This is a genomic window from Thermogemmatispora tikiterensis (genome assembly GCF_003268475.1).
Classification (GTDB): Bacteria; Chloroflexota; Ktedonobacteria; order Ktedonobacterales; family Ktedonobacteraceae; genus Thermogemmatispora; species Thermogemmatispora tikiterensis.
Genome location: NZ_MCIF01000002.1, coordinates 1007385 through 1018478, shown reverse-complemented (window position 1 = coordinate 1018478; position 11094 = coordinate 1007385). Strand labels below are relative to the sequence as shown.

At 60.1% G+C, this 11094-nt stretch carries 7 protein-coding genes; 6 read left to right on the top strand and 1 reads right to left on the bottom strand.

The features are described from left to right. Positions 1-20: 20 nt before the first annotated feature. The 4 genes from A4R35_RS04230 to A4R35_RS04215 all read left to right on the top strand — a co-directional run bounded on the left by A4R35_RS04230 (position 21) and on the right by A4R35_RS04215 (position 4868). On the top strand, positions 21-971 hold the full coding sequence (locus tag A4R35_RS04230) for a TIM barrel protein (RefSeq protein WP_223258188.1): 951 nt from the start codon (positions 21-23) through the stop codon (positions 969-971). A gap of 124 nt (positions 972-1095) precedes the next feature. Then, positions 1096-2115: an inositol 2-dehydrogenase gene (gene iolG / locus A4R35_RS04225; protein WP_112426844.1), complete on the top strand. Its 1020-nt coding sequence runs from the start codon at positions 1096-1098 to the stop codon at positions 2113-2115. Between the two features lie 95 nt (positions 2116-2210). Next, positions 2211-3227: a tagatose 1,6-diphosphate aldolase gene (locus A4R35_RS04220; RefSeq protein WP_112426842.1), complete on the top strand. Its 1017-nt coding sequence runs from the start codon at positions 2211-2213 to the stop codon at positions 3225-3227. Positions 3228-3737: 510 nt separating this feature from the next. Beyond that, positions 3738-4868 carry a DUF929 family protein gene (locus tag A4R35_RS04215; RefSeq protein ID WP_112426840.1) on the top strand — a complete coding sequence of 377 codons (1131 nt, stop codon included), beginning with the start codon at positions 3738-3740 and terminating at the stop codon, positions 4866-4868. Positions 4869-4972: 104 nt separating this feature from the next. Here the strand turns inward: A4R35_RS04215 and A4R35_RS04210 are convergent, their stop codons facing one another. Further along, positions 4973-7318 carry a xanthine dehydrogenase family protein molybdopterin-binding subunit gene (locus A4R35_RS04210; RefSeq protein WP_112426838.1) on the bottom strand — a complete coding sequence of 782 codons (2346 nt, stop codon included), beginning with the start codon at positions 7316-7318 and terminating at the stop codon, positions 4973-4975. A gap of 339 nt (positions 7319-7657) precedes the next feature. Here A4R35_RS04210 and A4R35_RS24165 point away from each other — a divergent pair, with 339 nt between their 5' ends. Both A4R35_RS24165 and A4R35_RS04200 read left to right on the top strand, forming a co-directional pair. Next, positions 7658-9388 carry a cellulose binding domain-containing protein gene (locus tag A4R35_RS24165; protein ID WP_189361313.1) on the top strand — a complete coding sequence of 577 codons (1731 nt, stop codon included), beginning with the start codon at positions 7658-7660 and terminating at the stop codon, positions 9386-9388. A 345-nt stretch (positions 9389-9733) separates the two neighbouring features. Then, a complete protein-coding gene (locus tag A4R35_RS04200; protein ID WP_112426836.1) occupies positions 9734-10903 on the top strand; it encodes a LacI family DNA-binding transcriptional regulator in 1170 nt (389 codons plus the stop codon). The last annotated feature ends 191 nt before the right edge of the window (positions 10904-11094 follow it).

Below are 11094 nucleotides of genomic sequence, written 5' to 3'. Positions count from 1 at the left end.
GAGCTACAAGGCGGGTAGAAATGGCAATGGAGAAGATCGGCGTAGCCAATGCCCCCTGCTCCTGGGGGACGCTGGAATTCGATGAGACCCAGAAGCAGGGGCTGGTCATTCCCTGGAGGCAGATGCTGGATGAGCTGCGGGCCACTGGCTATGAGGGGACCGAGTTAGGAGACTGGGGCTACCTGCCCACTGAGGCAGACCAGCTAGTCGCGGAACTGCGTAAACGCGAGTTGACGCTTGTGGCGGCCTTTATTCCCGTGATGCTCAGGGAGACGAGCGCGCTGCGGGCTGGCCTGGATCTGGCTCTGCATATTGCCAACTTGCTCGCCGCAGTGTCCCGGATCAGCGGAGCTGCCTGGAGACCTCTGCTGCTCCTGGCCGATGAGAATGGGGGTGATCCCCTCCGGACGTCCTGCGCTGGACGCATCTCTCCCAGCCAGGGATTAAGCGCGCGCGAGTGGCGCATCTTCGCGCGCAACAGCGAGACCGTTGCTCGCATGGTCTACGAGACCACGGGACTACGCACAGCCTTCCATCATCATTGCGCCGGTTATGTGGAAACACCAGAAGAGATTGCTCGCTTCCTGGAGTTGACCGATCCGAACGTCATCGGCCTGGCCTTCGATACTGGCCACTACCTCTACGGCAGCGGCAGCAACGAGCCAGGGCTAATCGAGGAGGCCCTCCGTCGCTTTGATTCGCGGATCTGGCATGTTCATTTTAAAGACTGCTCGCCAGCAGTGGCCCAGGAGGCTCGTGCCCAGAGGTGGGACTACTTCACTGCTCTGCGCCACGGCCTCTTTTGTGAGCTGGGACAGGGAGCAGTTCCATTCCCTACGGTGGTAACCTGGCTCCAGCTGCATGGCTATCAGGGATGGATCGTCGTCGAGCAGGATGTGCTACCCGGTATGGGCAGCCCCTATCTCAGCGCTTTGCGCAATCGCCAGTACCTGCGCAATCTTGGTCTCTAGGCCGGCTGGTACCCTTCTCCAAGGCAGAGACGCACCCACATGCCGATGCTCAGAAACGCCTGTCAGCTTGCTAAGCAAAACCTGCCACAGGCCGCCAGACAATAGGATAGGAAAGGATAACGGGATGACTGCGAGACAGCTAACCGTTGGCTTGATCGGCGCCGGACGGATCGGACGCCTCCATGCTCATCACCTGACGATGCGACTTCCACGGGCCTGCTTGCTGGCCGTGGCCGATGCCCGGGCTGAGGCCGCCGAGTCCTGTGCCCGCGAGTGCAACATACCTCGCTTCTGCTCCGATTATCGCGAGATTCTGGCAGACCCGCAGATCGAGGCTGTCCTGATCTGCTCGCCGACAAGTACCCATGCTCAGCTCATCGAGGAAGCCGCTCGCTCTGGGAAGCATATCTTCTGTGAGAAGCCGCTGGCCCTTGACCTGGAGACGATCGATCGGGCACTGGCCACCGTCGAGCAAGCGGGAGTTAAGCTCCAGACAGGTTTTAATCGCCGCTTTGATGTTCACTTCCGCCGTGTCAGGCAGGCTGTTGAGCAAGGGGAGATCGGCTTGCCATTGATGCTCCACATTACAAGCCGTGATCCCGCTCCCCCTCCAGCGGCCTATCTTCGAGCCTCCGGCGGCCTATTCCTTGATATGACGATCCACGATTTCGATACGGCCCGCTTCCTGCTGGCCAGTGAGGTCGAAGAGGTCTTTGCCCTGGCCCATGCCCTGAACGAGCCAGACATTGCCCTGGCTGGGGACGTGGCCCACGCCGCTGTAATGCTGCGTTTCGCCAGTGGAGCAATTGCCACGATCAGCAATAGCCGCCGTGCTAGCTACGGTTATGATCAGCGTGTCGAGCTGTTCGGTAGTGAGGGCTGCATTGCCATCGACAATGCCTATCCCAATACAGCGGTGGTCAGCGACCGCCACGGCGTGCGGCGTGATCTTCCCCTGCATTTCTTTATGGAGCGCTACGCTGAAAGCTTTGCTGCCGAGCTGCAAGCCTTTGTCGAGGCCATCCTTGATGACAGGCCCGTACCTGTCAGTGGCTATGATGGCCGGGCCCCGGTAGCCATTGCTCTGGCAGCCCAGCGCTCTTTACAGGAACATCGCCCAGTCTCCCTGCGTGAAGTAGCCTGAACAACAAACGCCTGCCAATAGAAAGCGGCAAGGTGACGAAGGAGCGGTCTTCGGTAGCAAGAAGAGGAGAGAGCACTGTGCATGGAAGAGAAGAGATGAGTATCAACTCCAGGCAGAATAAGCTGAGCAGGCTCCAAGCCTGTGCCGATGAGCACGGCATTATTACAGCCCTGGCCGTTGATCACCGGACAAATCTGGCTCAGGCTCTGGCCATGGCTCAGGGCCTGCAAGGGCAAGCCAGCGCCTCTGACCTGTGTACCTTCAAGCGCCTGGTCACGCAGATTCTGACTCCCTACGCGAGCGCTGTCCTGCTTGATCCCGAGTATGGTCTGGATGCCCTGGCGGTACGCCATCCCGGTACGGGCGTGATGCTCGCATACGAGCGCTCAGGCTATAGCGCCAATGGCCGCTATGAACCTCCCGAGGTGATCCCTGACTATAGTGTACGGCGCCTGGTGGAGGCTGGAGCCCAGGCCGTGAAGGTCTTGCTGTACTATAACCCCTTCGATAGCCCACGTATCAATCGTGTCAAGCAGGCCTATGTCGAGCGCATAGGGGCCGAGTGCCAGGCTCTGGAAGTGCCTTTCTTCCTGGAGCCACTTGTCTATGCCGGCGAGGAGCTGGCTGGGGAGAACGCCGCGCTGAGCTTTGCGCAAGCCAAGCCGACCTATGTCGCCCTTACTGTGGCTGAGTTTGGACAGCCACGCTACGGCGTTGATATCCTGAAAGTGGAATGGCCCATCGTACCGACCTACACCTCTGGACTGCAGAGCTGCGAGGCACCAACGCCAGCTTACTCGCGCGAAGAGGCCATTGAGCAGCTACGCGTCGTGGGAATGGCAGCTTCGAAACCCCTTGTCTATCTGAGCGCGGGCTACAGCTCAGCCACTGTCTGTGAGCTGCTGGAGCTGACCGCCGAGGCCGGCGTACCTTTCTGTGGCGTGGTCTGTGGCCGCGCCTTCTGGCAGGGAGGGATCGCTCTCTATGCCAGAGGGGGAACCGCTGCCCTGGAGCGCTGGCTGGCACAAGAGGGCGTTGCCGCCCTGCAAGCAATCGCCCATGTTCTGCGTCGCTGTGCCACACCCTGGTGGGAGCTACTGGCGCCCGGCTAATGCCAGCTCTCTCCCAAGTCTCTCCCAAAGCCAATCTCTCAGTTCAATCAGCAACAGCCTGAACGCCTATGGAGAATTAGGCAAGTCAGACAGGACCCAGACAGGACCCAGACAGGACCAGACGGACGCAAATCATGGCCTGAATCGTTGAAACTGGACTGACGAATCTCCAGCATTCTACGTACTTTACGTACTTCAGGCAAGGCCCTCCTTTTGATAGGGTGTTGACTGAAGGAATCAAAGGGGAGAGGGAGACCGTTTCGCCTGCATCTTGCTGCTCACTTCCTATCCCGGCTTGCGCTCCGATTCTCTGGATCTCGCCTGAAAAAGCCTTGGACATTTGCTACTATCGGCGGCGACCGAACCGGCTGGCAAAAGCACCACCAGGGCAGGCCTTCATGCTATAATGTGAATATCGCCAATCATCTCGCTGGCGCCACCCACTCAGGCGAAAGCGAGCATTGTTCAAGGAAGGACAGTCCACAATCTACATTCAGGGAAGAGAGAACTATGTCTTCATCCACATCCAGGAAGCAAGCAAATCCTCCCGTCTCACAGGCGCGCTCGCAAGGGCACATGTCCCACTCCTCCACCAATTCCCTTAGCAAACGTCCGCAGACTGAGAGCAGACTGAGAGGAACAGCTCCTAGACAGACGCAGCGGGCAGGCCGACGACGAGGTGTCTCAGTCTGGCGCGCCTACCGCTGGTGGCTGGTAGGCCTCACTCTCGTTGTGATTGGGGCCATCGTTGGCCTCTTCCTCCTCCTCGGCCACCAGAGCACGGCGAACCCCACCAGCAGCCGCTCTGCGACAGACCCGCAGGTCTTGAACGATCTGGCTCTCATCAGCGACAGCCAGTTCTCCAAAGTAGGTACTGGTAACCTGTCGAGTCCCCTGCGCGTCATCGCTGATCGCCCAATGCTGCGCGGACCCACTGGCAAGCCTGAGTTCTTCTACTGGGGCGCCGAATTCTGCCCCTACTGCGCCGCGGAGCGCTGGCCGGTTGTTGTGGCCCTCAGTCGCTTTGGCTCCTTCAGCAAGTTGCCAGAGACAACCTCCTCTGACACAGATGCCTACCCAAACACCGCAACGTTTACCTTTCATGGCAGCGTCTACCAGAGCAACTACCTCGATTTCGCCCCGGTTGAGCTGGAGGACCGCGAGGGTCATCCTTTGGAAGGGCCAACGGTGGAGGAACAGCAGATCATTGGCTCGCTCAATCCCGATGGCAGTATCCCATTCCTGGACATTGCCAACCTCTACCTTGTGCGCGGCCAGAGCTATGACCCCGGCATCCTCACAGGGCTGTCTCAGCGCGACATCGCCTTGCAACTGACTGATCCCAGCACTCCCGTAGCCAAGAATATTCTGGGCGTCGCTAACTATTTGACCGCCGCTATCTGCGTAGCGACAGCGGATCAGCCGGCGAGCGTCTGTAACACTTCCTATATCCAGTTTATTCAAAGGCAGCTGCCGCGCTCTCCCTATGCTCCTACTCCTACTCCCACGCCATCTGCCAGCCTACCGTCAGCTCTCCCGACAACGGCACTTGGGCTGATAATGCTGCTGCCCACAGTCCGCCGGCCCCAACGCGATGTGAGACGCCATACAAGTCAATACCAAGCGCGGAAAAAGTGTTGAGAAAAGACACAACCAGCCGTGGCCCGTGAGGGAATAATCCCCATCCACGGCTGGCTGTTTTCTTCTTCTTCTTCTTCTTCTTCTTCCTCTTCTCTCACCGCTGGCTAAGAGCCTGCTGACGGGGTGCGATTGCCACCCTCTTGCCAGGCCCGTACGATGCGCTCCGGGGTCATAGGCAGCTCCGTCAAGCGTAGTCCGAGTGCATCGCGTAGGGCATTGCCAATCGCAGCGGCCACCGGGACGACTGGCGGCTCGCCGGCCCCACGCGCTCCGAAAGGACCAAGCTCACACGGCACCTCGACGATCAGCGGCGTAATCGAAGGCACATCCTGGCTATGGGGCAGGGCATAGTCCATCAAAGTCCCTGTGAGCAATTGGCCCTCCTCTCCATAGACCAGCCGTTCCTGCAAGGCCCAGCCAATGCCCTGCGCTACGCCCCCATAGATCTGGCCCTCTACCTCTCCGCGGTTCAAAGCGCGTCCCACATCCTGAGCGGCAACATAGTCCAGGACTCGTACCTCACCTGTCTCTGGATCAACGGCTACCTTCGCCAGGTGCACAGCGAACATTGGGCCGGACGTAGCGTTCGCCGATCGACCGCGGCCAAAGACAGGGGCATAGCGAGCGCCGAAATTGGTCGAATGGGCAGCCACCTGCTGGAAGGTCACATATTTATCAGGAACGCCACGCACGGTAACCCGCCCATCGCGCAGTTCGAGATCCTCACGGGCCGCTTCCAGCAACTCCGAGGCAATCGTCAAAATTTGCTCACGGGCATCCTGCGCCGCCGCCAGGACAGCGGAGCCGAGGGAGTAGGTTGTCTTGCTGCCAGCCGTCAAGCCACTGTAGGGCATTGTGTCGCTACCCTCGTGAACCACTGTGACCGCGCGCGCTGGCAGGCCCAGAATCTCCGCTGCGATCAGGGCCAGGGAGCTGTCGGAACCTGACATATCTACACTGCCAACGATCAGTGTGCAACTGCCATCGCTTTCCAGGCGACAGAGAGCCGCTGCAGGCTCGGTAGCCCCTGGCCAGCCACCAGCCGCCAGGCCGATGCCAACCCGCCAACCGCTTAGCTCCGCTGGTAACTCACTCCGCACCCGCTCGCGCTCACTCCAGAGTGGATGGCTTCCGACGGCCTCCAGGCACTCCACCAGGCCGATACGGGGCCAGCGCCCCCCCGGAAGACGCGCGTCCCCTTCACGCAGGGCATGGCGTAGACGGAATGCTAGCGGATCAAGCCCAAGACGGCGACAAAGCTCGTCGACCGTCGACTCCAGGGCAAAATAAGCCTGTGGACCGGTCGGAGCCCGGTAGGCGGCGCTGCCCGGCTTGTTGGTTTGCACCAAATAAGACTGGATGGCAAGGTGAGGGCAACGGTAGAGATTGCTGAAGTGGAAGCCGCTCAGCCCCGCTAGCGGGTAAGGATAGGCGCCCGAATCGAGGATCAAGCGCACCTGAATGGCCGTCAGGGTTCCATCGCGCCGCGCCCCCAGTTTCACCGTGATCGCGGTCTGCGGCGCTGGATTACCGGCCAGCAACTCCTCCTGCCGTGTATAGACCAGGCGCACCGGTCGACGCAGCTGCAGAGCTGCCGCCGCCACCAGTGGCTCCAGCAAAACCTCCTTTCCTCCGAACCCGCCGCCGACCGGCACTGGCTCCACGTGGATCTGCCGCTCGGATAGGCCCAGCGCCAGAGCCACAGCCCGACGAGCATTAAGCAGTCCCTGGGTACTGGAATAAATGGTCAGCTGCCGGGTGTGCGCATCAGGAACAACCAGGACCGTCTGCGGTTCTAAGTAGGATTGATGCACGGGCGAAGTCCTGTAGTGCTCCTCCACAATGACCTCCGCCTCTCGCAAACCCTCCTCGATCGTCCCCATACGCAGCGCCGGCAATGCGGCAGCGTTGGGCGATAATCCCTCCTCCTCCAGTGAAGCACCTGGTGGCAGAAAGAGCGCATGACTCTGCCGCAGTGTCTCGCGAAAATCGCGCTGCAAGCAGGCTCGTGGAGCCCCCGGGCGACAGGCTGCCTCGGGGTCAAGCACAGCCGGCAGTGGCTCATAATCGACCTCAACGGCAGCAGCTCCATCTTCGGCCAGCGCCTCCGTCTCTGCCACAACCAACGCTACAGGATGACCGCACCAACAGACCTCGGTGCCTGCCAACGGCTCCAGCGAGCGCACGCTGCCGTCCGAGGACCGCAAGCCTAGATTGGCCGCAGTGAAGACAGCAACTACCCCTGGCAAAGCCAGGGCTACCGAAGGGTTGATGCGCCGGATAAACGCATGGGCATACGGACTGGTTACCAGACGAGCATGCAGCACCCCCGCCGGCAAATGATCGCCCGCATAGCGAGCACGCCCGCTTACCTTGGCCTCTCCGTCCTGGCGGGGGAGCGCCGTGCCAATCAGGACAGATGACACCTGCCTCTGTGCTTCATGCAACATCGAATAGAGACCTCCTTTCGCCTCCTGCAGAAAAAGGAGAGAGAACCAGGCTTGTCTCAAGACAGCCGGGCGCCAGCTCACTCGCCCGCAGACCAGGCAGAGCGGCGCCGCTTTTCATTGAATGCCAGCGGCAATACTCCCGTCAAGTCCTCAAACGCCATCAAGGATGCTGTGGCCCCTGGAAGCCAAGCAGAGCAGCCAGCATGACCAGAGCCCCAGTTGCCAAAACAGTGACTGCCAGATGTCCACTATCTGTTCTGGCTTTTCGGAGCAAGCAGCCCTATGCTCTCCCTTAGCAAGGAATGCCATAAGGGGTGCCTCACCCAGAAAGGATGCAGTATGTTCAGCAACGGCAGCAAGGAGCCAACCTACCGCTACCTCTCCTCGCTACTTGGCTGCGCGGCCATCACCGTTATCGCTGCCATCAGTAGTCTTCTCCTCATCAGTAGCCCGCACCATACAGCGCAGGCCGCCTCCGGCTTTGTGACCCGCTGCGGCATCCACTTCTGCCTCAACGGCCAGCTCTTCTACTACGCTGGAGCCGATAGCTACGACATCTTCACCTTCGGCGACGGCAGCAGCAGCAGTACCCAGGACGACATCGAGAACAAATATATGGACAAGGCTGCCATCGATGCCTACTTTAGCAACGCCCAGAGCGATGGCATCACAGTCGTACGCACCTGGATGTTCGATCACGAGACGTGGCATGGCTTCGAACCTTCGAAGGGGGTCTACAACGTCGCCGAATTCGATGAATTTGATTACATCATCCAATCGGCCAAGGCCCACAATATCCGCCTCATCCCCGTCTTCGAAAACTACTGGGAGGCGTATGGCGGTATCGATACCCGCCTGCAATGGGAAGGGCTGCCCACCGGCCAGTCCAACCGCTGGCGCTTCTTTAATCAGCAGCAATGCCCGGGTTGCTTCACCCAATACAAGAATTACGTTTCTTATGCCCTCAACCACGTTAATCACTACTCAGGCGTCGCCTACAAAGATGAGCCGACGATCTTCGCCTGGGAGCTGATGAACGAGCCACGCTACGAGAACGCCACGCCCGATGAGAGCACAACCGGCACCACCCTGCGGGCCTGGGTCGACACGATGGGCGCTTTCATCAAGAGCATCGACCCGAACCATATGCTGGGGACAGGCCTCGAAGGCCAGGGGACAGCCTACGGCTACGGCGGCAACTCCGGCAATCCTTTTGTCTACATCCATCAATCTCCATATATCGATTTCACCTCCGCCCACTTCTACCCGACCGAGAGTTGGGCCAACCTGAGTATGAGCCAGGCCCAGCAGGTCATTAACAAATGGGTCAGTGACTCGCACAACGTTGTCGGCAAGCCCTTTATCCTTGGCGAGTTCAACAGCCGCTCGGATGCTGGCAACCGGACAGGCTGGTGGACTATGTTCTACAGCACCCTGGAGCAGGACGATGCCGACGGAGACAACTTCTGGATGTACGTTGCGCGTAATCCTGACAGTATCTATGGCGTGACGCACGGCGCACCCGAGCTGGCCATCTTCATGCAGCACTCCCAGCACCAGCAACAGAAGTCCGGCGGCAGCCCAGGCACGGGAACTACCCCGACGCCGGGCGTGACAGTCACACCCACGGCCACCACAGCTGCCAGTCCGACCCCGACACCCTGGCCGACGGTCACCCCAACTCCTACGCCATCACCGACTCCCGGAGTCACTCCGACGCCGACCCCGACACCTTCCAGCGGACTGAGCTGTCGTGTGCAGTATGTCATTACCGCTCAGTGGCCCGGCGGCTTTGGCGCCAGCATCTCCATTACCAACACCGGCAGCACGGCCATCAATGGCTGGACGCTCAGGTTCACCTTCCCGAACGGACAAACGATCACTCAGGGGTGGAATGGCAGCTTTAGTCAACAGGGCAGCACCGTCACCATCACCAATCTGTCCTATAATGCCACCATCCCGGCGGGGACGACACTGGGCAGCGCCCCCGGCTTTAATGGCACCTGGAACGGTACCAACTCACCTCCGACGAGCTTCACGCTCAACGGTGTGACCTGCAGCACCCAGTAACCCCTAGGAAGCCAGCTGCCAGATCTGGCCAGTCCGGGTCTGGCCCGCCTGCAGGCTGTCAGAGCGAGCGCCCTGTTAGCAGGGCCAGAGGAGTCCCTCGTCACGAGCGGACCCCTCCTTGCTTTCCCGCCTTCTCTCCCACCCCTCCCTCCCATCTTCATCTCCTCTCATACTCCGATCTCGAAAATGTTGCGAAAAAAAAGTCCTGGAAGACTTGACGGAAACCGGTTTCAATGTTATAGTTTCGCCAGAAACCGGTTCCAGAAGCTGGCACCAGTCGGCGCCAGCTGGCACCACCCGCGCAGGAACCAGATGCACTAAGCCTTAGACGTGGGAGAGACGACAATGGATGAGAAGCTCACCATCCAGGATATTGCCCGCCTTGCCGGCGTCTCGAAGTCGAGCGTCTCGCGCGTCCTCAATAATTATCCGGCTATTAGCCAGGAGCTGCGCGAGCGCGTGATGCGGGTGGTGCGCGAATATAACTTTGTGCCGAATGTGACTGCGAGAGGACTGGCCGGCGGCAAAACTCGCCTGGTCGGGGTGTTGACCCCGCCGCTGACCTGGCCGGCGATTCCAGAGATGCTGCGTGGGGTGGCGGAGTATATCGAGCGTACCTCCTACGAGATGGTCCTCTATAGCATCAATTTTGAAAATCCTACCCACACCGACGTCGTCGACCGCATTCTGTCTCTACGGATGGTCTCGGGCCTGCTGGCCATTCTGCCCTGCGATCTGACTCCTCATTTGCTCAAGCACTTTGAGCGCGGATTGCCGATGGTCATGATCAATGACCAGGAGCCGCCAGAGCATTTCCCTTGCCCGTGGGTGGGCGTGGATAATCGCACTGGAGGCTATCAGGCAACCCGCCATCTGCTCGATCTGGGCTATCGGCGTATCGCCCATGTTATGGGGCCGAAGCGCTACTACTGCGCCCAGGAGCGGTTTGAAGGCTATTGTCAGGCGCTGCGCGAGGTCGGGTTGGAGCCTGACCCCGAGCTGCTGCTACAGGGCGAATTTGATCCCGCCAGTGGTCGCCGCTGTGCCCGCGAGTTGTTCGCCCGCGAGCGAACGCGCTGGCCCGAGGCGATCTTTGTGGCCAACGATCAGATGGCCTACGGCTTTCTAGAGGTAGCCGAGGAGCAGGGCATCCAGATCCCCCAGGATGTCGCTCTGGTCGGCTTCGATGATAACCTGGTCTCGTCTCATGTCCGCCCCCCGCTGACAACGGTGCGCCAACCGTTCTCTCAGATGGGGGCGAAGGCGATCGAGCTGCTCTTGAAGATGGTCGATCCCGATCATGTATTGCCGCGCGCGCGGGCCGCTGAGGACGAGGGGCACACTGAGGCCGGGGCAAGGATGACCCCCGCCACTGGGCCGCTGGCCGCTGCCGCCGATGGCTCTGGCCATCAGCTGCGCGTGCACGAAACCTCTGCTCCCTATCGCCTGGACGGGGCCATTCATATACAACTCGATACCAGCCTGGTGGTACGAGCGTCAAGTGTGCCTGCCTGACGCCGGCTCGCTCCTCCGCGTTGGACCGCACGAAGCGAGCGCTTCATCCAGATAACGCTTGCTTGCTCTGCCAGAGGATAGGATGTGTCTTAGTGTTGCATGGAGGCATCTCTCTACCGGAGAACAGTATGTACTGTCGTACTGTTGTCCTGCTTTCTAAGCTGGCCGGTGAGCTGAGCTGCCTGGCAGCA

Coding starts and splice junctions, on each gene's coding strand:
- A4R35_RS04230 (WP_223258188.1), top strand. CDS start 21: ATGGCAATGGAGAAGATCGGCGTAGCCAATGCCCCCTGCTCCTGGGGG.
- iolG (WP_112426844.1), top strand. CDS start 1,096: ATGACTGCGAGACAGCTAACCGTTGGCTTGATCGGCGCCGGACGGATC.
- A4R35_RS04220 (WP_112426842.1), top strand. CDS start 2,211: ATGAGTATCAACTCCAGGCAGAATAAGCTGAGCAGGCTCCAAGCCTGT.
- A4R35_RS04215 (WP_112426840.1), top strand. CDS start 3,738: ATGTCTTCATCCACATCCAGGAAGCAAGCAAATCCTCCCGTCTCACAG.
- A4R35_RS04210 (WP_112426838.1), bottom strand. CDS start 7,318: ATGTTGCATGAAGCACAGAGGCAGGTGTCATCTGTCCTGATTGGCACG.
- A4R35_RS24165 (WP_189361313.1), top strand. CDS start 7,658: ATGTTCAGCAACGGCAGCAAGGAGCCAACCTACCGCTACCTCTCCTCG.
- A4R35_RS04200 (WP_112426836.1), top strand. CDS start 9,734: ATGGATGAGAAGCTCACCATCCAGGATATTGCCCGCCTTGCCGGCGTC.